This is a genomic window from Streptomyces sp. NPDC048192, assembly GCF_043202415.1.
Taxonomy (GTDB): Bacteria; Actinomycetota; Actinomycetes; order Streptomycetales; family Streptomycetaceae; genus Streptomyces.
In genome coordinates this window covers 36806-59039 of the sequence record NZ_JBIDAL010000021.1, presented here as the reverse complement: position 1 = coordinate 59039, position 22234 = coordinate 36806, and the positions used below count along the sequence as shown (strand labels likewise).

At 72.0% G+C, this 22234-nt stretch carries 18 protein-coding genes and 1 pseudogene; 5 read left to right on the top strand and 14 right to left on the bottom strand.

Features of this window, described 5'->3' with window-relative positions; translation table 11 throughout:
* Positions 1 to 14: 14 nt before the first annotated feature.
* From ACGFZN_RS34605 to ACGFZN_RS34565, 9 genes are all read right to left on the bottom strand, one after another.
* The gene (locus tag ACGFZN_RS34605; protein WP_393862426.1) at positions 15 to 1346 is read right to left on the bottom strand and encodes a condensation domain-containing protein; all 1332 of its coding nucleotides are present in this window, start codon (positions 1344 to 1346) and stop codon (positions 15 to 17) included.
* Positions 1333 to 3180, bottom strand: coding sequence for an amino acid adenylation domain-containing protein (locus ACGFZN_RS34600; RefSeq protein WP_393862425.1), 1848 nt, complete (start codon positions 3178 to 3180; stop codon positions 1333 to 1335). Before ACGFZN_RS34600 ends, ACGFZN_RS34605 begins: the two co-directional genes overlap by 14 nt.
* On the bottom strand, positions 3177 to 4217 hold the full coding sequence (locus ACGFZN_RS34595) for an acyl-CoA dehydrogenase family protein (RefSeq protein ID WP_393862424.1): 1041 nt from the start codon (positions 4215 to 4217) through the stop codon (positions 3177 to 3179). The genes ACGFZN_RS34600 and ACGFZN_RS34595 overlap by 4 nt, the downstream gene beginning before the upstream one ends.
* Positions 4207 to 5364 carry an acyl-CoA dehydrogenase family protein gene (locus ACGFZN_RS34590; RefSeq protein ID WP_393862423.1) on the bottom strand — a complete coding sequence of 386 codons (1158 nt, stop codon included), beginning with the start codon at positions 5362 to 5364 and terminating at the stop codon, positions 4207 to 4209. Before ACGFZN_RS34590 ends, ACGFZN_RS34595 begins: the two co-directional genes overlap by 11 nt.
* Positions 5349 to 6239 carry a thioesterase domain-containing protein gene (locus tag ACGFZN_RS34585; RefSeq protein WP_393862422.1) on the bottom strand — a complete coding sequence of 297 codons (891 nt, stop codon included), beginning with the start codon at positions 6237 to 6239 and terminating at the stop codon, positions 5349 to 5351. Before ACGFZN_RS34585 ends, ACGFZN_RS34590 begins: the two co-directional genes overlap by 16 nt.
* Complete coding sequence (locus ACGFZN_RS34580) at positions 6236 to 7552, bottom strand: condensation domain-containing protein (RefSeq protein WP_393862421.1); 1317 nt, start codon at positions 7550 to 7552, stop codon at positions 6236 to 6238. The genes ACGFZN_RS34585 and ACGFZN_RS34580 overlap by 4 nt, the downstream gene beginning before the upstream one ends.
* Before the next feature lie 107 nt (positions 7553 to 7659).
* Positions 7660 to 8520 carry a class I SAM-dependent methyltransferase gene (locus ACGFZN_RS34575; RefSeq protein WP_393862420.1) on the bottom strand — a complete coding sequence of 287 codons (861 nt, stop codon included), beginning with the start codon at positions 8518 to 8520 and terminating at the stop codon, positions 7660 to 7662.
* 116 nt (positions 8521 to 8636) lie between these two features.
* Positions 8637 to 9959, bottom strand: a complete 1323-nt coding sequence (locus tag ACGFZN_RS34570; protein ID WP_393862419.1) for an arginine deiminase family protein — start codon at positions 9957 to 9959, stop codon at positions 8637 to 8639.
* 167 nt (positions 9960 to 10126) lie between these two features.
* On the bottom strand, positions 10127 to 10336 hold the full coding sequence (locus ACGFZN_RS34565) for a phosphopantetheine-binding protein (RefSeq protein WP_393862418.1): 210 nt from the start codon (positions 10334 to 10336) through the stop codon (positions 10127 to 10129).
* Between the two features lie 490 nt (positions 10337 to 10826).
* On the opposite strand from ACGFZN_RS34565, the gene ACGFZN_RS34560 reads away from it, so the two are divergent.
* Positions 10827 to 12410, top strand: coding sequence for an amino acid adenylation domain-containing protein (locus tag ACGFZN_RS34560; RefSeq protein WP_393862417.1), 1584 nt, complete (start codon positions 10827 to 10829; stop codon positions 12408 to 12410).
* 371 nt (positions 12411 to 12781) lie between these two features.
* Here the strand turns inward: ACGFZN_RS34560 and ACGFZN_RS34555 are convergent, their stop codons facing one another.
* Positions 12782 to 12961, bottom strand: a complete 180-nt coding sequence (locus ACGFZN_RS34555) for a hypothetical protein (RefSeq protein WP_393862416.1) — start codon at positions 12959 to 12961, stop codon at positions 12782 to 12784.
* A 1004-nt stretch (positions 12962 to 13965) separates the two neighbouring features.
* Between ACGFZN_RS34555 and ACGFZN_RS34550 the strand changes: the two genes are divergently transcribed.
* The 4 genes from ACGFZN_RS34550 to ACGFZN_RS34535 all read left to right on the top strand — a co-directional run bounded on the left by ACGFZN_RS34550 (position 13966) and on the right by ACGFZN_RS34535 (position 19039).
* Positions 13966 to 14562, top strand: a complete 597-nt coding sequence (locus ACGFZN_RS34550; protein WP_393862415.1) for an RICIN domain-containing protein — start codon at positions 13966 to 13968, stop codon at positions 14560 to 14562.
* Positions 14563 to 15449: 887 nt separating this feature from the next.
* Positions 15450 to 16067: a hypothetical protein gene (locus ACGFZN_RS34545; protein ID WP_393862414.1), complete on the top strand. Its 618-nt coding sequence runs from the start codon at positions 15450 to 15452 to the stop codon at positions 16065 to 16067.
* A gap of 564 nt (positions 16068 to 16631) precedes the next feature.
* Positions 16632 to 17237, top strand: coding sequence for a hypothetical protein (locus tag ACGFZN_RS34540; protein ID WP_393862413.1), 606 nt, complete (start codon positions 16632 to 16634; stop codon positions 17235 to 17237).
* A 737-nt stretch (positions 17238 to 17974) separates the two neighbouring features.
* Complete coding sequence (locus ACGFZN_RS34535; protein ID WP_393862412.1) at positions 17975 to 19039, top strand: sodium:calcium antiporter; 1065 nt, start codon at positions 17975 to 17977, stop codon at positions 19037 to 19039.
* Positions 19040 to 19488: 449 nt separating this feature from the next.
* Here ACGFZN_RS34535 and ACGFZN_RS34530 read toward each other — a convergent pair.
* The 4 genes and pseudogenes from ACGFZN_RS34530 to wrbA form a co-directional block, all read right to left on the bottom strand.
* A pseudogene (locus ACGFZN_RS34530) lies at positions 19489 to 20191 on the bottom strand (SDR family NAD(P)-dependent oxidoreductase); the annotation flags it as partial.
* A 471-nt stretch (positions 20192 to 20662) separates the two neighbouring features.
* Positions 20663 to 21034 carry an SgcJ/EcaC family oxidoreductase gene (locus ACGFZN_RS34525; RefSeq protein ID WP_393862411.1) on the bottom strand — a complete coding sequence of 124 codons (372 nt, stop codon included), beginning with the start codon at positions 21032 to 21034 and terminating at the stop codon, positions 20663 to 20665.
* 14 nt (positions 21035 to 21048) lie between these two features.
* Positions 21049 to 21363: a muconolactone Delta-isomerase family protein gene (locus ACGFZN_RS34520; RefSeq protein ID WP_393862410.1), complete on the bottom strand. Its 315-nt coding sequence runs from the start codon at positions 21361 to 21363 to the stop codon at positions 21049 to 21051.
* Positions 21364 to 21594: 231 nt separating this feature from the next.
* On the bottom strand, positions 21595 to 22206 hold the full coding sequence (gene wrbA / locus ACGFZN_RS34515) for an NAD(P)H:quinone oxidoreductase (RefSeq protein ID WP_393862409.1): 612 nt from the start codon (positions 22204 to 22206) through the stop codon (positions 21595 to 21597).
* Positions 22207 to 22234 lie beyond the last annotated feature (28 nt).

The following is a 22234-nucleotide window of genomic DNA, read 5'->3' as shown; positions in this document are numbered from 1 at the left end:
GGACACGGGCCGCGTCAGTCGGTGCCCTGCCGAGTGGGGGCCGGGCACGCCTGGCGGCGCCAGTGCTCGGCCAGGGTCTGCAGGCGGTCGGCCCATACGGACGTGTCCGGCGCCTGGAGGACGCCGTGCACCGGCCCGTCACCGTCGTCGTACAGCTCCAGCAGCACTTCCGCCTGGGGGGCGGTGGGCGGGACCGGTCGCGTTCGCACGGTGACGGGGCCCGCGCGGTGCGCCTGGCGCGGCCAGTTCTGGAGCAGGAAGGTCGCCTGGTACAGCGGCATGCGGCGGCCGCGGCCCCGGCCGGTGACGCGCACGATGTCCTCCAGTGGCAGCGCCGCGTTCAGGACGCAGTCGACGACGGTGTCCCACAGTCGTGTCACGCAGTCCTCGGCGAAGGGGTCGTGCACTGCCACGGGCACCATCGTGAAGCGGCAGCCGACCTCTTCCTCCGTGCCGGCGGGCCGGTCGGCGACCGCTGTGCCGATCGCGAAGTCCCGGGCGCCGGCGAGCCCGGCCAGGGCGCGTGCGTAGCAGGACAGCAGCACGGCGAAGGGCGTGACCGCCGCGGCGCGGGCCCGCTCGCGCAGGGCTGCCGCTTCGGCCCGGTCCAGGCTGACGGGGCACTGCGCGAGACGGCCGGTGAGGATGTCACGCCGGGTCAGGCCGCGTCCGTCGTCCGGCAGGTCGCCGACGCCGGACAGGGCGTGGCGCCAGTGTTGCTCCAGTGCCGCGCGGCAGCCCGGATCGAGGGTCGGTGCCGGGCCGCGAACTGCGATCGGCAGTTCGGGGCGGCGCCCGGCCAGTGCGGTGGCGTAGGCGCGGGCCAGGTCGGCGGCGAGCACCTCGCCCGAGGCGCCGTCGAAGGCGATGTGATGGACGGCCAGGTGTACGTCCGCCCCGTCGGGCAGCGGTACGACGGCCCAGCGCAGCAGATCGGCGGCTGCCGTGTCGAAGCCGACCGCGCGCCGCAGGACGCCCACGGCCTCGTGCGGCGCGGTCCCGGACGGCAGGAGCAGCGGTTCGTGTTCCGGCGGACGGTCGGTGACCTGGGCGACCAGGGCTGCCCCCTGGACCGTGTACGCGGTGCGCAGCGCCTCGTGGCGTTCGCGTACCGCACGCAGGGCCAGCGTCAGGGCGGTGAGGTCGAGCGGTCCGGTCAGCCGGAAGTGGGCGAAGGTCGCGGCGGCCGCGCGCTGACCGGAGGTGCGGTCCACAGCCCAGAACCGGCGCTCCGCAGCCGTCGCCGGCCGGGCCGACGCCCTGCGCCCGGTTGCCGCCGCGTCGACGGGGCCGGCGGCCTGGGCGCGTTCGGCCGGGGCCACGGCCGTGACATCAGGTTCCGGCACGGGGAGCCTCCTGCAGTACGGCGGCTATGCCGGCCGGCGTGGACGCCTCGAACAGGGTGGCCAGGGCGAGGTCGCGGCCCAGGCGTTTGCGCAGCCGGTTGACGAGCCGTGCGGCCTGCAGGGAGCTGCCGCCGAGGTCGAAGAAGTCGTCGTGCGGGCCGATCGCGGGGCGGCGCAGTACTTCGGCGAACACCTCGACGACGGCCCGGGCGGTCTCGTCGCCCGGCTCGCCGTCCGCCTGCGCCGCTCCGGTCTGCTGGTCGGACGTGTGGGTGACGGCTCGCCGGGGGTCGGGCAGAGCCGCGCGGTCGGTCTTCCCGGTCGGGCCGAGCGGCAGCCTTTCCAGAGCCACGATGTCGGCCGGGACCAGGGGCGCGGGCACCCGCTCGGCCAGGGCACGGCGCAGGGCGCGCGGGTCGATATCGTTCGGACCGGCCACCACGTAGCCGACCAGGACGGTGTCCTGCCCGTCCGGATCGGTGAAGGCTCGGGCCGCCGCGGCCCGTACTCTGGGCAGGTCCAGCAGGTGCGCCTCGACGTCTCCCAGTTCGATCCGGTGGCCGCGCACCTTGACCTGGTCGTCCCCGCGGCCGATGAACTCCAGGGCGCCGTCCGGGCGCCGCCGCACCAGGTCGCCGGTGAGGTACATGCGCGTGCCGGGCACGAACGGGTTGTCGGGGAAGGCGCGGCCGGTCGCCTCCTCGTCGCCCAGGTAGCCCAGGGCGAGCTGGTCGCCGGCGATCGCCAGCTGGCCGGTGGCGCCGTCGGGTACGGGACGCAGGGCTTCGTCGAGGACGTACAGCGCGGTGCGGGCCAGGGGGTGCCCGATGGGTACCTCCTGCCCGGGCGGCAGGGGCCGGCAGGTCCAGTAGGTGGCGTCGACGGCGTACTCGGTGGGCCCGTACATGTTGTGCAGCCGGGCCGTGGCGTGGCGCAGGAAGCGGTCGTGCAGCGGCCGGTCCAGTCGCTCGCCGCCGACGAACACCTCGCGCAGCCGCGGGCAGGACCGCAGGCCCTCGTCCTCGTCCAGCAGGGCGCGCAGCAGTGAGGGCACCAGGGCCAGGGTGGTGACGTTCTCGCGGGCCAGCAGCCGAACCAGGTGGGCCGGATCACGCTGTCCGTCGTCGTCGGCGACGACCACGCGGGCCCCGGTGACCAGCGGCGGGAAGATCTCCTGGAGGGAGATGTCGAAGGCCAGGGAGGTGCGGTGCAGAACGCTGTCGCCGGGCCCGCTGGGAAAGGCGTCCGTCTCCCAGATCACCCGCGAGCGGATGGCCCGGTGCGGCACCACGACCCCCTTGGGCCGTCCGGTGGAACCGGAGGTGTGGATGACGTAGGCCGGCGTGTGCGGCTCCGCCTGCCCGCGCGGCACCCCGGCGGCTCCCCCGGCCGGTGCCGGGGGGATCGCGCCGACCGCCACGGCGGGGACGTCGTCGCCCAGCAGCCGTGCGGCCTCCTCCAGGTCGTCGGCCAGGACGAGCCGCGGCCGTGCGTCCGTCACGACCGCGCGCAGCCGCTCCACCGGGTAGGCCGGGTCGAGGGGCACGTACGCGGCGCCGACGTTGAGCACCGCCAGGACGGCCGCCACCGCGTCCGCGCTCCGGTGGAGGGCGATCCCGACCAGTGTGCGGGGGCCGCAGCCCGCGTCGGCCAGGTGGACGCTCAGGGCGTCGGCCCGCTCCTGCAGCTGACGGTACGTCAGGGTGCTGGTGGCGTCGGTGACGGCGGGGGCGTCCGGGGTGCGCAGGCTCTGGTCGCGGACCAGGTCGTGCAGCAGGCCGTCGCGCGCCGACGGAGGCGACAGGCCCGGGGAAGGATGGGCGAGGCTGGTCATCGGTCATGCCCTTCGGGTACGGCGGTTCGGTGTGAGCTCTGCCGGGCGAGCGTCGTGTGGAACAGCGCCCGCCGGTAGAGCAGTTGGGCCGGTGAGTCGTCGGTGAGCCCGTGCGCGCCGTGTACGTGCAGCGCGCACCAGGTGGCGTCCAGGGACAGTGCGCCGGTGTGCCGCACGAGGTGGGCCACCCGCTCGGTGAACGGGCGCTTGTCCTCGTCGTCGGCCGAGGCCGTGCCCCGGTCTGCGGCGGCGGCGATGGAGTGGGTGAGCAGACGGGCGGCGCGCAGGCGCGCGGTGAGGGCGGCCAGCGGGAAGGCGACCGCCTGGTGGCGGCCGATCGGCACGCCGAACTGGTGCCGCTGCCGGGCCTGTCGTACCGCGGCGCCGACGGCGGCATCGGCCAGCCCCCACACGTACGCGGCCCGGCGGATGCCGTCGAGGTCGGCCGGACTCGGGCCGCCGTCGCCCGGGGCCGCGCCCTCGTCCGCGGTGAGGACGGGGCCCGCGCGGCCGTCGAGGTCCAGGCGGTGGCGCCGCTCGCCGTGCAGGCCCGGCTGCGCCCGCCACGCGGCGCCGTGCAGCGCGACGAGCGTGAACCGCACGCCGTCGCCGGGGACCGGGGGCAGCCGCAGCAGCGCCGTGGCGGCCGGCAGTCCGACGGCGAAGTCCCGGTGCCCCGGTGGTTCGGCGTCGTTGCCGTGCCGCTCGCCGGGTGCGGGCCACCAGCTCACCGCGGGGACGTCCGCGCCGGTGGTCAGGCCGTCCAGCACGGCGGCCGCCGGGCCCGGGCCGGCCGCGGCGAGCGTCTCCGCCGCGGCGATCATGTCCAGCAGGGTGCCGTCGCGTCCGGCTCGGCCGGTCTCTTCCGCGACCAGCACGGCCGCCGTCTGGTCCAGCCCGCGGCCGCCGCGGGAGCAGGGCACCGTCAGGGCGGCCCAGCGGGGCGCGAGGGCGGCCGTCTCGGCCTGGCACGTCTCCAGGGCGCTCCGGAATTCCGCGGCCAGGCCGGGGGGTGCCGAGCCGGGCTCACTGCGCATCGCCGGCCTCCAGTCCCAGGTTGCCGGCGATGACCTGGAGCATCATCTCGGAGGTACCGGCCGACAGGCTCAGCCCGGGCGCCTCCCGGTTCAGCAGCAGCGCGGTGCGGTCCTCGGGCGCTCCCGGATCGTGTGCCGTCAGCAGGTCGTGCGGCAGGGACAGTTCCTGCGACAGTTCCCACACCTCTCGCATCAGCTCGCTGTTGAGCCATTTCGACTCGGCTGCCTCGGCGGGGTCGAGGTCGCCGTCCGCGAGCCGGCCGGCCATCGACCAGGCCAGCAGACGGCCCGCCTCGGCGGCGGTGGAGATCCGGTCGAGACGTTCCGCCACGGCACTGCCGAAGCCGCGGTCGGCGGCCCGCCGCCGCAGCCAGGCGAGGTGAGCACGCACCCGGGCGCTGTAGTCCATGCCCACGCGCTCGACGGCCAGCCCTTCGGTGATCACCAGCCAGCCCTCATCGACGTCCCCGACGACGTCCTCCGGGCCGACCCGGAGACCGTCGAGGAGCACCTGGTGGAACGGTTCGTGGTTGACGCCGTCGACAGGGCGGACGGTCACTCCCGGGGCGCGCAGGTCGACCACGAACAGGGTGATCCCCAGCAGCGGTTCGGGGTGCTCGCCCGTGCGGGCGGCGACGATCGCGAGGTCGCAGTGGGCCGTCTTGACGCTGTGCACCTTGGTGCCGTGCAGTCGCCAGCCGTCGTGTGCCGGGCGGGCGATGGTGCGCAGGGAGGCCAGGTCGGAGCCTGTTTCGGGTTCGCTGTAGAGCACGGCGGCCAGGACGTCGCCGCCGGCGAGGAGCGGCAGCAGGCGCTCGCGCTGCCGGTCGCTGCCGCACAGCAGCAGGCAACGGCCGGCGTTGCGGACGCTGTTGACGTGGGCGCTGTCCGGCACGTGGTGGACGGCGAGTTCCTCGGTGAGGATGTTCGCGCACACCGTGTCCAGGCCGGCTCCGCCCCGCTCGGCCGGCCAGTCGGGGGCGAGCCACCGGTGCCGGCCCAGCAGGCGGTAGGCGGGCCGGGGATCGGGGTCGTGCGGGTCCGCGCGGCTGCCGTCGCGCAGGGCCTGTCGCATCTCCGGGCCGCCCAGCAGTTCGCGGAGGCGGGCGCGGAAGTCTTGCTGTTGCGGGGTCAGCAGGAAGTCCATGGCGCCTCTCCGGGGTCCGAGCGCTCGACGGCGGCGGCGATGTCCGCGGCGGGTTCCGGGCCCATCAGGCCGAAGTGGTCGGTGGGCACGGTCAGGCGGTGCACGGGGCCGGTGAGGTGGGGCAGCCATGCGGCGCCGCGCGCGGGGCCGCCGTCGGCCGGCTGTGTGTCCACCACGAGCGTCGGGCCGGAGTGGGGGTGGACGGCCCGGTGGCCGGTCAGGCTGCGGCTGTGCCGGCTGAAGACGTCGAAACGCCGTGCGGTCTCCTCCGGGCCGGCTTCGGGATCGGCGCGGGCCAGGTCGCGGGCGGCCGCAGCGAGCGGATCCGCGGCGGGTGCGACGCCGGCCTCGGCGTCGGACATGCCGTTCATGCGGCGCACTTCGTACAGGAACTGCCGGGCCAGGGTGTCGTCGTCCATGGCGCCGCTCACGCTGCCGGGCGCAGGTGCGTCCAGCAGGACGAGCAGCCGTACGGCGCGGCCGCGCCCGGTGAGCCGGCGAGCCGTCTCGAAGGCCACCGCGCCACCGAAGGACCAGCCGCCCACCAGGCAGGGACCGCTGCTGTCGGCGTCGATCCGGGCGGCGTAGTCCGCAGCCAGCTCGGACAGTTCACCGGGGGCGGAGTGCCCGGACAGCAGCGGTGAGGAGATGCCGCGTACCGGGTGGTGGGCGGACAGGGCTCGGGCCAGGGGCAGGTAGCACAGCAGGCCGCCGCCCACGGGGTGCACGAGATAGCAGGGGGCCGTCCCCGGCGGTCCGGGCAGCAACGGCGTCACCGCGTGGGAGGTCTCCTCGCCGGCGCCGCCGGCCGCGTCGGCACGCGGCCGCGGGTTCGTGAGCGGGGTGCGGCCGGGAGGCATGCGGGAGGGGGTCACGGGGCGCCCCCTTCCGGTCGGCCGTCCCGGGGCGGCGGCGCGGGCCACAGGAGGGCGTCGAGTGCCGTCAGCACCGCGTCGGCCTGCCGGGGGGCGACGGCCGCGGCGTCCGTTCGCAGCACCAGGCGTACGGCGTCGCGCCCGATGCGGGCTTCCAGGTCCAGCGGGTACTGCACGGAGCCGGCCTCGGTGTCCACCGCCTCGCTGCGGCAGCCGCGCAACGGCAGCCGGGCGACCGCCTCCTGGCGTATGTCGAGGACGGCCTGGTACGGCGTTTCGAGTGTCGCCGCGCCCGCTGCACCGGCCAGCACGGCGGCAGGCACGGTGCGGTGCCGCTGCGCCTCGATGCTGCGCTCACGGACCTGTCCGAGCAGGGCCACGCCGAATCCGTCCTCCGGCCGCACCCGCAGCGGGAGCATCGTGACCAGGCAGTCGACGACGTCCGCGTCACCGGCGCCGCGCAGCGAGACGGGGCAGCCGACGACCACCTCGTCCCGCTGGAAGACGTCCGCCAGAGCTGCGGCATAGGCGGCGGTCAGCACCATGTGCACGGTCGCCCCGGCGGAACGGGCCGTCTGGCGCAGGGCCCGGACGGCGGGGGCGCCGCGTCGCAGCTCCCCTGTCCGCGCCGGCCGGCCGGTGGCCGGGACCCGGGCGGCCGGGGCGTGCACCAGCGGAGCCGGCGGCGCGCTCATGCGGTGCGCCCAGTAGGCGGCTGCCGCCTCGGCGTCGGCCCGGCCTGTGACGCTCCGCCGCCCGGTGGCATGCGACGGCCTCGGGCGACCGCTCGGACGGGTGGCCGTACCCGGCGGTCCCCCGCTGGTCCGCGCAACGTAGGCCTCCGCGAGGTCCCGGCAGAACACGGCGGCCGAGACGGCGTCCATGGCGATGTGGTGGAAGCAGAAGGCGACCAGCGTCCGGCCGTCCGGGTCGGGACGGCTGATTCCGGCACGCACCGGAGGCTCGGTCTCCAGGTCGAAGGGGCGCCGGTGGAAGTCGGCCAGTTCCCGGTCCGATCCGCTGCCCAGATCCGACCAGTCGGGGGCGCCCGGGGGCGGCTGGACACTGCGTACGGGGCTGCCGGAACCGTCCGCGGGGTGCAGGGAGCGCAGTGCCGGGTGGGCGGTGGTGACGTCCTCCAGCGCGCGGTGCAGTGCCGTTCGGTCCAGTGGCCCGGACACCCGGAAGGCGCGCACCACGTGCAGGTCGGCGTCGCCCGGCCGTATCTGGTGGGCGAGCCACAGCCCGAGCTGGGCGTCGGTGAGCGGGCTGGGCATCGTGTCGGGGGGTGCTGTCGTTTCCTGAAGAGGCATGACGGGGTCCTGTGAGTGCGCTGCCTGAGCGATGCCGACGGGGTGGTACGCAGGTGCGCCGGGCCCGCCGTTGAAGCCCTCTGGCACGGCGGGGCCCGGCGCGCGGGTCAGTGCCGCGGTTTCACGGCCTCGACCAGCAGGTGGTAACCGAGGTGGTTGAACGGCGGGGTGTCGCACAGGGCACGTTCGAAGGACTGCACCGCGAGGGCGACGGCGGGATCGCCGAGCACCTCGTCGGCCAGCCAGGCCGCCAGCGTCGAGTTGCCCCGTAACTGCGTGACCACCATGCCCTCGGTGGCGAACAGTGCGTTGAGGTCCTGCGGGCTGAAGCTGTACCAGGGCGCGGAGTACTCCTCGCCGCTACGGGTGCGGGTGAAGACCAGTTCCTTTCCGTCCACGTCGGTGACGTCCACGGAGGCGAAGCGGTCGGCCTTGAAGAACTGCTCGATGAGGCTGTTCTTGACCCCCAGCAGCATCTTGCCGCCCGGCCGCAGCACCCGCCTGACCTCGGCGAAGACCGCGGGCCTGTCCTGGAGCGGGATGTGCATCAGGGCGAGCATGCTGGTGACGACGTCGAAGGACTCGTCCGGGAAGGGCAGCGCGGCCATGTCGCCCTCGCGGAGGTCGGCCTCCAGCCCGCGTGCGGAGAGTTTGTCCCGAGCCATGTCGAGCATGGCCTGGGACAGGTCCAGGCCTGTGACCCGGGCGCCGCGCTCGGCCATGGGGACGGTGAACCGGCCGGTCCCGCAGCCCATGTCCAGCACCCGCTGGCCGGAGCGGATCTTGTGCAGGAGGAAGGCGCGCTCCGTAGCGGTGAACATGTCGTCGGCTGGACCGGCGCCGGGGATGCGCTCGTCGTACTCCTGGGCGACGCGCTGGTAGACGGAGCGGACGGTGTCCTTGACCTGCGACGCCTCGCGGGGCGGTGCGGTGGTGTCGGTGGTCAGACCCTCGTCGTAGGTGGTCATCCTGGTTCTCCCGGAGAGGATGTCGGCCGGGCCGCGGGCGTGCGGGCCCGGGTGGTGGGCGGCGGCGGACAAGGCGCCGCCGTGGTGGGTGATGGCTGGTGCAGGGGGGCCGTCGTTCAGGACGGCTCACGCAGCAGCGGACAGGACAGGCAGTGCGGTCCGCCGCGGCCGCGGGCGAGTTCGGAGCCGGGGAAGGTCAGCACCTCGATGCCGGCACGTCTCAGACACCGGTTGGCGGCGTCGTTGCGGTCGTAGGCGATGACGAGTCCGGGGCGCAGCGCCAGTACGTTCGCGGCATCGCTCCACTGTTCCCGGCGTACGGCGAAACCGTCGTCGCCGGTGTCCACGATCCGCAGGGCCGGCAGGCCGAGGGCGTCGGCCAGGGCCGCGAAACCGTCGTCCACCGCCCTTGCGCGGATCTCGCCGCGGCTGTCGAGTTCCAGGGTGTGCCAGCGGCAGTCCTGGTGGTGGGTGCGGCTGACCAGGACGGTGTCGTGGTCGACCATCGTCATCACGGTGTCCAGATGCATGGTCTGACGGTCCGCGGGCAGCGAGACGGCGAGGACCCGCCGGGCGACGCCACCGGCCAGCAGCGAGCGTGCCAGTTCCTCGGCCGCCGCGGCTGTGGTACGTCGTCCCACACCCACCACCACGCAGCCCCGTCCGGCCACCATGATGTCGCCGCCCTCGAGGGTGAGTGGCCCGGGGTCGGCCGACGGGAGGAGGCCGGGCACCTGAGCGCTGCGCAGGAGCGCGTCGAGCAGAACTCCTTCGCGGGCTCGGGCCGTCGAGGCCATCCGGCCGACGGCGCTGTGTCCGGCGATCCAGCTGAGCGTGTCGCGGACGAACATGGCGTTGGGCAAGGGGGACAGCGCGAGCCACCCGGGCGGTCGCTCACCGATGCCCAGGCTCTCCCCCAGGGCGGCACGCCGGTGTGCGGAGAGCTCCTCGAGTGTGGCGCCCAGGAGGAGGTGCGCGGCCAAGTGCTGCGGGGGCAGATCGTGCAGCCAGCGCCGCAGTTCACGTGCGGCCCTTCGGCCGTGAGCGAAGCCGGCGGTCCGGCCGATCGCCGCGTCGACCAGGCGCCGTCGTCCGTCGGGCAGTGCCGCGGCGGCGGCCAGCAGGTCGGTCAGCTCCACCACGACGACGCCGCGGTCCCGCAGGAGAGCGCTGAACGCGTCGTGCTCGCGTTGGGCGGCACTGAGCCAGGGGATGTCGTCGAAGAGCAGCTCACGGTGGTTCTCCGGTACCAGGCGCTCCAGTTCGCGGCCGGGCCGGTGCAGCAGCACACGCCGCAGGGTGGTCGTCTCCGAGTCCACTCGGCAGCCGCCGAGGGCAGCCTTGAGGAAGCCGGCCGGGTCGTAGGACGACTGGGCGGCCGGCCCGCGCGCGGTGACATGAGGGTCGGCCGGACGAAGGGTGCTGTGTGAAGCGGTCACTGACCCCGGCTCGAGCCAGGGACGTGGCGGTGCGCCGACCGCGGTGGGGGCCGTGGCCGGTGGAACGGCGGACGGGGGGCTCACCGCCGGGTGGTTCGGTAACGGATCATTCAAGAGTCTGTCCCGATGTGAGGCAGGGCAATGGCGGGGGTGCGGACGGCGCCGGCTCAGGCCGTGGTGCGCTCGTCCGCCAGTGCCGACAACGCGCTCAGGTCATCGCTCGTGAGGACGTCGAGGTAGTCGACTTCGGCGCCGGTGATCTCGTAGAGGCGCGTGGACAGCAGCACGGCGTGGAACGAGTCGCCGCCGTTGTCGAGGAAACTTCGCGTGGGGTCTGCGGAGGGACCGAGGATTTCCCGCCAGAGGGCCTGCGTCACGCTTGAGGGGGGACCGGAGCTTAAGGCACCCGGATTGTCTGCGGTGGTCATTCATCCTCCCACGAAGATGTGGAGGGGCAGAGGTGAGGGATTCGGCGAAGGCCGCCACCCGAGGAGTACGACGCTACGAAGGCGCGGAGTTCGATGTCAACCGGCAGAGTACGAAGAAGGGGCTCCGGCGGGGGTTGCGAAGCGAGGAAAAACACCATCCCGACCTGGGCACATGATGACCGCGCCTGCCTCACCGAAGAAATATTGAACAAGTCCTGTGAACAAATGGATCATCATCATCCGCTTGCCGTTACTCCCCGAAGAACCGGACTCCACCTGCATCGATGTCACGGCCGAGAATGTTTGTTTCAAGCAGGAAGCCTCGGGTACCCAGCGTCTGACCCTCTCGAAAATGACGAGAGAAAAGCAGGCGTAATGAGGCCGGACGGCCGCGCCTGCCCTATTTCATGCTCGCGCCAGAAGCCAGCGGAGTGAGTCGATGACGCCTTCTTTACCCTCATCCGCCTTATCCGAACTACTTTCGGCCACAGCCCGCCGCGACACGGAGGGGGTCGCCCTGGAAATACGCGGGAAAAGCTACAGCTATCGCACACTTTTCGGAATGGCTGAAACCATTGCCGCTCTCCTGGCGAAAATAGCCGGAGAGCACCCTGCCACGCTGGCACTCTGCGCAGCGCGCAGCCTGCCCGCCTACGCCGGCTACCTGGCCGCGGTCCGCCTGGGCTGGACAGTGGTGCCGCTCAACCCCCAGTTCCCCGCTGAACGCAACGCCGCAGCGGCACAGGCGGCCGGCGCACGACTGGTGCTCGCAGACGAGTCCGGTGCCGGGCAGATGGACACCGTCGCCGACCGGACCAGGGCAGTGGCACTGGCCCTGGACGACGACTGCACCGAACTACGCAGGGGCGCCGCCGACCCGCCGATCGCCCGCAGCGGACCGGACGACATCGCCTACGTGATCTTCACCTCGGGCACGACCGGCCGTCCCAAGGGCGTGCCGATCCGCCACCGCAACCTGATCCCCTTCGTCCGGCACTGCGTCGACGCCTACGCCATCGGTCCGGACAGCCGGCTCTCCCACACCTACGACCTGACCTTCGACCCCTCGGTCTTCGACATGTTCGCCACCTGGTGCGGGGGCGGCACCCTCGTCGTACCGGACCGCAGCGCGGCGCTGCGCCCCTCCGCGTACGTGAACGAGCACCGCCTCACGCACTGGTTCTCCGTACCCTCGGTCGTCTCGGTCGCCGAACGACTCGGAGACCTCGACGAGGGCAGCATGCCCGGCCTGCGCTGGACCCTGTTCGGCGGAGACCGCCTGACCCGGCACCAGTGGGACCGGTGGAGGGCGGCGGCTCCCCACAGCGTCATCGACAACACCTACGGCCCGACGGAGGCCACGGTCTTCTGCACGGCCTTCCGGCGCACCGCGGGCCAAGACTGCCCGGCGACCTCGAACGGCACCGTGCCCATCGGAAACACGCTGCCCCACCTGGAGCACCTGATCGTCACCCCGGACGGGCAGCCCACCGAGCAGGGCGAGTTGTGCGTACGAGGCCCCCAACGCTTCGCGGGTTACCTGGACCCGGCCGACAACACGGGCCGCTTCGCACTGGGCACGCCGGACACCGGCCTGCGTCCGGCCCCGCCGGGAACTCCACCCCCCGAGGCGTGGTACCGCACCGGCGACCTCGTCGCCCGCGAGGACGGCGAACTCGTTCACCTCGGACGGCTCGACCACCAGGTGAAGGTCCGCGGCTACCGCATAGAAGTCGGAGAGATCGAATCCGCACTGCGCTCGTTCCCGTCCGTCACCGACGCGTGCGTGATCGCGCTGGGACCGCCCGAGGCACGCGAACTCCACGCCGTCTACCTCGGACCGTCCGGACTGGCCGCTCCACTCCTGGCTGGACTGCGACGCCTCCTGCCGCCGTACATGCTCCCCCGCCGCATCGTCCATCGCGACGCCCTACCGCTGACCGCCAACGGCAAACTGGACCGCGCCCGCCTGACCCTGGAACTGGAAGCGCCGAACGGGGCGCACCCAGGCGGACGGCCCTGACGGAGAAGATTCGTCCTGCGTCGGCAGCGGTGCGAGGGCCCTCACCCGGGAGCGCCGGCGAACCGGCCGCCTCCCGCGCCGCCGGGTTCGCCAGGCCCCGAGGGCCGGGGGCTGCCGGTGCCCCGGCTCGGCGGCAACGGGCGGTGCCGGCGGTCGGCAGCGGCGGACTCCGGAGGGTCCTTCCGCGGCCCCGCGCAGCATCCGTCACCCAGACGACGACGCGCGCCCGCACAGCGGCGGCAACGCATCACAGCGCCGGGAAGCAGGAAAGGGAGCAGGCAGTATGCTGACGCACGGACGAGGGCAGCAGCGTCCTGATCAGGCGATCTACGGCGGGACCGGGGTCGGCTGCTCGGGCTGGAAACCAACTCTCAGAACGCGAGAGGGATGCCTAGCGGGGCGCCCACAAGAGTGCTGACGGGTTGTTCGACCAGTCCATCGGTGACGTCGTCGGGATCCGGCGCCTGGGCGGCTGCGGCGGGGACGATCGCTCCGAGGGAGAGAAGTGCGCTCACTACGGCGACGGTCATGATGCGACGGGCAGACAGCACGGTGGTTCCTCTTCCGGGACGAGGGCGTCGGGCTCAGGGACGTATGGACACAGGAACGTGCACGAGACTTACCACTCACCAGGACAGTGCACCCCTCGTGTCACTCGTTCAAGGGACGACCACGCCTGCCGGCGGGCGAGTGGCAGGCCATGAGCGGCCTTGCCCGCAGACCTCTCAGACAGCCGTAGCTGTCGAGCCCGTCTTCCTGTGGAAGCGGACACCACTTGTCGATGAGTCCGAAGACGAGCTGTGGACCATAAGAGTTCGGCATGTCGACGACAGCTGACACCACTTCGAAGCGGCCAGCCCATGTCCGCAGGCGTTGTCGCTGAGTACTGACGCCCGGTGGGGTGATGCGGCTTGGGGTCCTCTGATGGGCCCGAGAACGTCACCGGCTGCGGTCGGCTGACGGAACCTGGGAACGTCTGCTCCAGCAGGTCCAGGCCGCGGCAGTTGCGGCGGGTGAAATCGACTGGGACATCTCGGTCGACTCCACCATCCTCCGCGCACATCAGCACGCGGCCGACGCCCGTACCGACTCGCCTCCGGCCGCGAGATCAAAAGGGCCGAGGGCACGGAACACCGGACGAGACACCGGGGCAGAGTCTCGTCGCCCGCCCTGGGGGAGGTGGTGCTGGAGGCGCGGGTCTGGGCCGCTCACGGGACGGGTTTACCAGCAATCTCCACCTGAGCGCGGACGGCCGCTGCCGCCGGCTGTCCCTGATCTCCCAGGGACGGGCCCGTCGGGGGTGCGGAACCTCCGCCCGAACTCACATGTCCGGTCCCGTGCACCGAAACCCTCAGCTCCCCGTCGGCTCCCGTACCACCAGGGGTTGACGGGGGCCGGGCTACTACCGCGGCAGGTGGAGGGTCAGCCCTGCGCGGAAGGTTGACGCCGGGTCAAACCCTCGTGCGACGCGGTGCCCTGGGCGGGTGCCTAGCGTGGTGACGACGGCAGCCGCGCAGTCGCAGGACGCCGCGGCACGACAGGAAGAAGGAGCCGTATGGACACCATAGCCAGGCACGGCATCCGGCTGGTCGGCGCGCTCACGCTGATGGCGGCGATGATCAGCGGCGGAGCTGGCGCGGCCCAGGCGCAGGGTACGCAAAGCGCGGCGGGCACGGGCGGGACGGTGCACGCGACGGCCGCGACGAGCGACAGCGGAAGGTACATCTACGCGCGGATCCATGGGAAGGACCGCTGCATCGAAAACCACGGGTACACCAAGGCCAAGGGCGCCGCGATCGACGCCTGGGACTGCGTGTCGCACCACAAGAACGAGCAGTGGACCGCCATCGGCCCGTTCACCGACCACGGCTACATCTCGTTCCTCATCAGGAACGACTACAGCCATCAGTGCCTCAATGTGGCGGGAGCGAGCAAGAAGCAGGGCGCCTGGGTGGTCCAGTGGCCGTGCAGTCGCAGTTACGAGAACGAGGTCTGGCACGTGGCCTCGGCCGGTGACAAGCCGCAGTTGCTGAAGAACAACCACAGCGGGCTGTGCCTGAACATCTCAGGCTCCAGTACCGCGAACGGCGCGCATCTCGTGCAGTGGGCGTGCAGCGTCCGCTACGCCAACGAGATGTTCTACAGCAGCTGAGCCCCCGGCCCGCCGGCCGGTCGGCGCCCTCCGGAGAGGACGGCCGCCGGCGGGTCCGGCGCGACGTGAGCACCGGAGTGGGCACCCAGCTGGGTAACATGGCCAGCCGCCGGCTCCGTACGCGTCTGCTGCGCGAGCGGGAGAACCAGGAGCCGCTGGCCTTCCGCTCGGGCCCGTCCTGGTCCAGCTCCGCCGCAGCAGGTCGCGCTGCTCGTCGGTGAGCATCCGCGCGCCGGATGCGGCGGGAGGGTCCGGCAGTACGCCGCGGCCGGTCCCGGCGCACCGGCCACGGGCTCATCAGGCCCCATACCAGCGGCACAGCGAAGAGTGCCCCCGGCATCAGGCACCCGAAATCGGCGATCGGGTTGTCGGTGGTGTGCGCTGCTCCATCTCAGCTCGCATAGGGCGAAGGGGCGGCTCTTGCCGCGCAGGGTGGCCAGCAGGGCCGCCGGGACCGGATGCTGCGATTGCGCGCCAGGATCGGAGGCCTTGTCGGTGACTCGGCCAGCCCCCGTCCGTGTCCACCCTGATCAGGCCGGCGAGCAGCCGCTCGGCGGCCGCGGCCTCGTCGACGTGGTGATGGCGCTTTTTGAAAACCGCCACTCCTGCTCGAGGGTTACCCGACACCCGCTCGATGGATCTCCCCACCTATGCGGCCCTTGGCTTGTGGCCGGATGCCGTAAGGGAGGGGCCGCTCGTGAGCGGACACGAGTGGTTGCGGTAGAGGAAGTCCCGTCGAGACCCGTCATGGTTGGTCGGCGCACCGTTCAAGGCACCGCTGAGGTTCGGGCGAGGTCATCGGACTGGCACGAGCCTGAAGTGGCATATTTCCTTTTGCCCACAGTTTCACCACCACGTAGGGTCACCGTGCCCCAGGAGGTGAGGCCGTGACCACATACGGCACGATTCTGATTCCCGTGCCGCTCGAACAGGCGGCCCCCGTCCTACGCGAGGTCTGCGCGGCTGGCTACGCGACTCCCGCCGGGCCGAGATTCTGCCTCGTCCATCCGGACCGGTCCGTCGATGACAACAGTGTCTTCATGCTCGCCGGGCCGATCAGCGCCGAGTTGGGCGCCCCGGTGCTGGCCGCCTTCCAGTACGACGGCGACCGACTGGAGTTGGAGGTCTGGCGGGACGGAGCGCGTGCCCACCGCTACGACTCCTGGCCGGCTCGGGACGATGAGAGCGCCAACGACGCGCCCTTGGGCGCTGACCCCTCTGCGTTCCTGGACTTCGCCGCCGGGCCCGTGGACAGTCACCGCTTGGCCTCCGCGCTCGCGGACACCCCGATCGACGTGCAGGACATGGACGTCGACGGCGAACCGGGATACGTCTGGGCCCAGGCCCTGCACTGGGACGTGTTGCGCGCGCTCAGCCACCCGGACCAGGTGATCCACCGCGCGCAGTGGGACTACTTCCACATGCGCGGCGCGCCGCAGGCGCTCGCGAAGGTGCTGGGCAGCACGGAACTCGTCGTCCTGGGCACCACCGGTCCCCTGTTGTGAAGCCCCACCAACCCGCGCACGGCAAGAGTTCTCATCAGGCGGCACGCACGGTGTCAGCCGGCCAGGTCCAGAGGCGGGACGGACTGTCCAAGGTGGCCGGAGAACGCGTCCGGCGCTCGCTGAAACTCCCCACTTCGTCGAACACCGAACCAAGTGGGGCGACGAGCGTCCTTGGCCGTTTTCAAAGATCCTCATCAGTGGTGGAGCCGGCCGACCGCACCGATGCGGATCAATGTCCAGTGACTTCCGGCCCCGCCGCGTTCCTGCGATCGGTCCGTTCACCGACCAGCCACAGGTCATCCAGGACCACGTACACCAGCGCTGTCGACGCCAAATGGCGGCCCGTCAACGGCATGTGACTCACGCCCTGCTCGTTTTCCCCTCGCCCGAGGAGGCGCCGGTAGCGGTCCGCAACCCGGTTCATCACAGCACCCGGAATGTCTGCCGAGAGGTTTGCCCGTTGCGGGCAGCGTGGTCAGCCTGGCGGCATGGGGAGTTCGAGGGGCCCGGACGTGCTGAGGGCGTGCCGGGGGGTGGGTAGGGCTTTTCGCCGTGGGGTCGTTCGTGACGACCGGGTTCACCCTGGCCACGACATGGGTGCTGCTGACACTGTGGGCGCAAGGACACCGGAACCTGATGGCCTTCTTCCTCGCGTGTGGCGGGGTGGTCGTCTCCCTGGTCGTCCCGGTGCTGTCGGCTGTGTATCTCCACCCTCGCGGCCGTGAGAAGACGTCCTATGTCGTCGGAGGCGGCATCGGTCTGCTCGTGCTCAGTGCGTACGGCTTTGTGCTCTATTTCGGCCAGACGGATTCCGACCAGCAGGCTCTGCATGACCGCGGGGTCGCGGTGACCGGTGTCGTGACCCGGCAGTGGAAGTCGTCAACTCCGGACGGCACCTCATCCGGGGTGTTCGTACGGCTGCCGGACGGGACCATGCACAAGCTGTCGGTCGCTGCGGTGGCGCTCGGCTGCGCAGCATCCTCCTTCTGCTGCGCTGGGCTTCTCGCCGAGGACATAGGGCGCCGGCTGCGCCGAAAGGGGCCGGTCGACCGGCGGCGGGCGAGGATACGGCGGTCCAGGAGCTCTGAGGCTTCCGGGCGTGGTCACCGATCGCGTGACGGCGGCACCGGACGGAACACTGACGGCGCCGGCGCCTTGCCGAACGGTTGAATACCGCACCCCGTGATGGCAGGCACGCCGAGGTGCGGGAGGAGCGGATGCACCGGCAGGGTCAGGCGCCCGGCCCGGTAGATGTGCGGTGGCGAGCGGAGGCGTCGGCCTTCTTCAGCTCCGAGCTGTGGCCCCGGGCAGGGCAGCTGACCGCTGAGGAGGGCACGGCTCGCTACCTTCCAAATGGCCACCGTCCTGCGGAGTTGTGGTGGCATCCACCGCTCGCAGCCGCTCGCCCACGGTACCCTCCGCGGGCGAGGTGTGCCCCAGGGCAGCCGTGCGTGGCCGCCGCCGCTCTGCGAGCCACGCGCCAAGCTGTCCGCGCTGCTCCTTTCTGAGGTCGTCGATCGGCAGATCCTCCATGTTCTCCTGTCTTCTCCCCTTCGCTCCTAATTCCCGGCCCTCCGCAGGGGCTGAGCGGTTCCGGGACGCGCAGAGTGCGCACTTCGGCGAACCGATGCAAACGGTCACCCGGGTGCAGGACCAGGTCCCCAACCCGGCAGGGGCCGGGCCCGTGCACGCCGAAGGGCAGGTACTCCCGGAAGCCGCCGGCCAGGCCTCGTACGCCCTGCTTCTTCCCCGAGGCACCGGTCGTCCAGGGCGTGGACACCGGAGGGCAGGCAGCAGGCCGATCTCCTGACCACACCGTCGGTGCCGCACGTCCAGGCTTGCCCATTTGACCTTTTGATGGGCAGGCCCATGCCAGGTCACGTCCCTTTCCGGGTACTCGCCGCCGCATGGGATCTTTGAGTTCGCCGGTGCTGCTGGTGCTGTTCGTGGTCAGTGCGGCCGTCATCTGGTACGCGGGCATCAAGCTGTCCGACACCACCGACGTCCTGGCCGAACGCCTCCATCTGGGCAGCGCTCTGGGCGGGCTGATTCTGCTGGCGATCGCGACGAACCTGCCGGAGATCGCCATCACCGTCTCGGCCGCCCTGGCCGGGCAGCTGGACGTCGCCGTCGGCAACATCCTCGGCGGCATCGCCATCCAGACCATCGTCCTGGCCGTCCTGGACGCTGCCGGGGTGCGTCCACGTGCACCGCTGACCCGTCTGGCCGCGAGCCTCCAGCTGGTGCTGGAGGGCGCGCTCGTGGTGGTGGTGCTGGCGGTGGTGGTCATGGGCACCCAGCTCTCACCAGGCCTGCATGCGGCGCGTCTGGCGCCCGCGTCGATGGCGATCGCCGCACTGTGGGTGATCGGGCTGGTGCTGCTGAACCGGGCGGGCCGGGGGCTGCCGTGGCGTGAGGGCGGTGACGCCCCGGACAACCAGCCCGAACCCCGCGGCCACTCCCGCGGCAAGAAGGAGAAGGCCGCCACCGACCGGGGCGTCGGCACCGGGCGTGCCGCTCTGGTGTTCGCCGCGGCGGCGTTGGCGACGCTGGTGGCGGGTGTGGTCATCGAACGCAGCGGTGAGGAGTTCTTCGCCCGCCAGGGCCTGAGTGGGGTGCTGTTCGGCGCGACCGTGCTGGCCGCGGCGACTTCCCTGCCCGAGGTCAGCACCGGCCTGACCTCCACCAGGCTGGGCGATTACCAGCTCGCCGTCAGCGACATCTTCGGCGGCAACGCGTTCCTGCCCGTGCTGTTCCTGCTCGCCACCGTCATCTCCGGCAAGCCGGTCCTGCCGGCCGCGCACGACACCGACATCTATCTCACCGGACTCGGGATCGTCCTCACCGTCATCTACATGACCGGACTCGTCTTCCGGCCCCGCCGGCAGTACGCGCGGATGGGCATCGACAGCATCACCGCCGTCGTCGTCTATCTCATCGGCATCGTCGGACTGGCCACCATCGCCACCTGATCCAGCCCGCCGCCCGCCCGGCAGTCCGGGGTTTCGTCGCAGCAGCACGCGTCCACCGGTGGACCGGCCCGGCTGCGTCAACCACGACGACACGCGCACCACCTCGCCATCGGGCACGGTCTCCTCCGCGCCGTCGACCGGGCCAGGCACTGGCCAGGCGGCCGATGACAGCGCCGGCGGCGACATCGCTGGGATAGTGGGCGCCCGACTGCACCCGCTCGACGACGACCACTATGGCGGTCGGCACCACGCACAGCGCACCTGCGGCCGGCCAGGCGGGACGAGGGCGACGGCCAGGTGCGGGACCGGGCATGCAAGAGCCCCGGCGGCCGCTGGGCGCGGGCCGGGGCTGGGCCGGGGTTGGTGTTGGTGCCGGGTGGGGGTCAGCCGCCGGGGCGTGCGTCCAGGGGGCGGCGGGCCGTTCGATGCGCGCAACCGGCCGTCGTTCGGGCCCGGGTATAGCCGCCGCCGGCGAAGAGTTCGGCGCCGGTGACGAACGACGAGGCGTCCGAAGCCAGGAACAGGCAGCCTCGGCGATTTCCTCGGCGTCGGCCAGCCGCCCCAGTGGCACGGTGGCCTCGGCGAACCGGTCGGCGCCCGGCCCCGCCGCGCCCAGCAGGCCAGGGGTCCGTGTGGGTCCCGGGCTGAGCACGTTGGCCCGGAACCGGCGCTCGCGCGACTGCCGGGCCCAGTTGTGCACGAGGTTGCTCACCGCTGCCTTCGAGGCGCTGTAGACCTCGAGTTGCTCGTTGGGCCGCGCGCTGTTGGACGAACCGACGACCACGACGGAGGCGTTCTCCGCCAGCAGCGGGAGTGCCTTCTGAACGGTGAAGAGCGTGCCCTTGACGTTGACGGCGAGCGTCAGGTCGACGTTCGCCTCGGTGTGGGCGCCGAGCGTGGCGTCCGCGGCGATTCCCGCGTTGGCCACCAGCACGTCGATGCGTCCGGCCTCAGCACGGACCCGCGCGTAGAGCGCGTCCAGGTCGCGAGGATCGAGATGTCGGCCCGCACGCCGGTGGCCGCGGAGCCCGACTCCTTGACCGCCGCCTCGAGGCGGTCGATGTCCCGGCCGGTCACGAGGACCCGTGCGCCCTCCCGGACGAAACGATGGGCGATGGCCAGCCCGATCCCGCTGGTCCCTCCGGTGATCACGGCCACCTTCTCCTGCAGTACGCCCCTGGCATGTCGAACCGAAGCGCCACGCGCCTCCCCCGACCACTGGGTTCATGCCGCGGCAGTCCGAGGTGTGTCCGGTGCACGGGAGTCCGTGTCCCTCTCGTCACGCGGTCGCCGGGCTGCCCCCGGAGGAGCCGTCATGACGGTACCGGGCAGACGGATGCGGCGCAGCCTGGGAAGATCGTCTGCGGACTCGGGATGCTTCATGGCCTCTTCCCCTCAGGTGTCGATGTCTGATGCCCGCAGCGCTCACGGCACGCGCCGATGCGCCGGGCGAGGCGAATGCTCGGGACAACCGCCGGCGACCACGGCGCATTCCTTGACGGCCCGAGGCCCCCAGGACCGGGTGTCGACGCCGGCCGCCCTCTGATGGGTCGTCACGTCCAGGGGCTGTCGGGGTGGAGGGCGTCCCGCCGATCGGGCCGAGTGCGGCCCGTCCGCGCCACGTCAGACGAGCTTTGACACCTGATAATGAGAGAGGTACCACTGGCCGCCGAGGCGCCTGAGCACCACGCTGAGAGTGACCTGGAGGGCGGGCCTGTCGGTGAACGTGAAGTCGACACCCAGGTAACCGAGCAGGGCGTCCTCCGCGAGCCTGCGTGTCTCCAGCACGCGATAGTCGGCTCTCAGCCCCATCGGCTGGGAATCGTAGTAGTCGGCGACGCCCGGACGGCCGACGGTGTAAGGGTGGAGTCCCTGGAAGATGGCGTCCTCGGTGAAGAGCGAGGCGACCTGCTGCGGTTCGTGCGCGTCGACCGCGGACTTCCACCGGTCCATCACGCCATGCACGATGGCTTCCTGTGCTGCTGTGCCGTTCATCGGTTGCCTCCTGGCTACGGCCTGAAAGCCGTGGGTCGGCTGCTGGTGCCCGGGTCGTTGGGATGCGGCTGCAGCGCCGTGACCTCGGCGGTCATCCAGGGCCACAGGGGCAGCGTGCCGAGGACGTTCTCGCGCAGGTCGGCCTCGTCGTCGGCGCGCCACAGGCCGATGCTGCGCAGCTCACCGACGGGGCGCCACAGCCGGCCGAGGTGACCGGTGGCCGCCAGCTCCCTGGCGCGGACGGCTTCGGCGGCACGGCGCCGCGTGACCTCCTCCGGGTCGGTCCCCTCAGGGACGGTCGTGGTGAGCACGACCAGGAACTCCTTCATCGTCTTTCGTCCTTTCTCGGTTCTGACCCGGCACCGGCAGGCGCAGCCTCTCGGGCTTGAGGACGCTTCTGCATCCCCTCGCGGGCCGGTTCCTCGGCGTTGGAAACATGGTCGGCCGGTCACCGCCGGACGGCGAGGCGCGCGTCCGGCAGGTCATGGTGGGGTCCGTACGGCCCCGAGCCCGCAGGCGGCCATGGGCGGCCGCCTGCAGGTGCACGTCCGGTGGTGCGGTCAGGCGGCGGTCTTGAGCTTGCCGGCGACCTTGACGACGCGTTCGGCCTGGATGCGGGCGGCGGTGCGGGTGACCTCGTCGACGGGGTTGGTGCCCTGGCCGTCGGCGTGGGAGGTGCCGTACGGGTTGCCGTCGGTGAACTTCGCGGGGTCGGTGAAGCCCGGCGAGACGATGATGCCGCCGAAGTGATGGACGGAGTTGTACAGGGCCAGCAGGGTGGACTCGTGGCCGGCATGAGCGGTGGCCGTGGAGACGAAGCCGCTGTACACCTTGTCGGTCAGCTTGCCCTGGGCCCACGGTCCGCCGAGCGTGTCGATGAACTGCTTGAGCTGCGAGGAGACGTTGCCGAAGCGGGTGGGGGTGCCGAAGATGACGGCGTCGGCCCACTCGATGTCCTGCGTCGTGGCCTCGGGGATGTCGGCGGTGGCCGCCTGGTTGGCCGCCCAGGCGGGGTTGGAGTCGATGGCGGCCTGGGGAGCGAGCTCGGCGACCCTGAGCAGACGGACCTCGGCGCCGGCCTTGACGCCGGCGTCGTGGAGTTCCTTGGCGATCTCCGCGATCGTGCCGGTGGACGAGTAGTAGACGATGGCGAGCTTGACAGGCGTGGTCATCGGGACGCTCCGGTTCATGAAGGTGATC

Bases quoted from the DNA above. Each gene is read 5' to 3' on its own strand.
- ACGFZN_RS34600 (WP_393862425.1), bottom strand. From the start codon at position 3,180: ATGACCAGCCTCGCCCATCCTTCCCCGGGCCTGTCGCCTCCGTCGGCG.
- ACGFZN_RS34595 (WP_393862424.1), bottom strand. From the start codon at position 4,217: ATGCGCAGTGAGCCCGGCTCGGCACCCCCCGGCCTGGCCGCGGAATTC.
- ACGFZN_RS34590 (WP_393862423.1), bottom strand. From the start codon at position 5,364: ATGGACTTCCTGCTGACCCCGCAACAGCAAGACTTCCGCGCCCGCCTC.
- ACGFZN_RS34580 (WP_393862421.1), bottom strand. From the start codon at position 7,552: ATGCCTCTTCAGGAAACGACAGCACCCCCCGACACGATGCCCAGCCCG.
- ACGFZN_RS34575 (WP_393862420.1), bottom strand. From the start codon at position 8,520: ATGACCACCTACGACGAGGGTCTGACCACCGACACCACCGCACCGCCC.
- ACGFZN_RS34560 (WP_393862417.1), top strand. From the start codon at position 10,827: ATGACGCCTTCTTTACCCTCATCCGCCTTATCCGAACTACTTTCGGCC.
- ACGFZN_RS34550 (WP_393862415.1), top strand. From the start codon at position 13,966: ATGGACACCATAGCCAGGCACGGCATCCGGCTGGTCGGCGCGCTCACG.
- ACGFZN_RS34535 (WP_393862412.1), top strand. From the start codon at position 17,975: ATGGGATCTTTGAGTTCGCCGGTGCTGCTGGTGCTGTTCGTGGTCAGT.
- ACGFZN_RS34525 (WP_393862411.1), bottom strand. From the start codon at position 21,034: ATGAACGGCACAGCAGCACAGGAAGCCATCGTGCATGGCGTGATGGAC.
- ACGFZN_RS34520 (WP_393862410.1), bottom strand. From the start codon at position 21,363: ATGAAGGAGTTCCTGGTCGTGCTCACCACGACCGTCCCTGAGGGGACC.
- wrbA (WP_393862409.1), bottom strand. From the start codon at position 22,206: ATGACCACGCCTGTCAAGCTCGCCATCGTCTACTACTCGTCCACCGGC.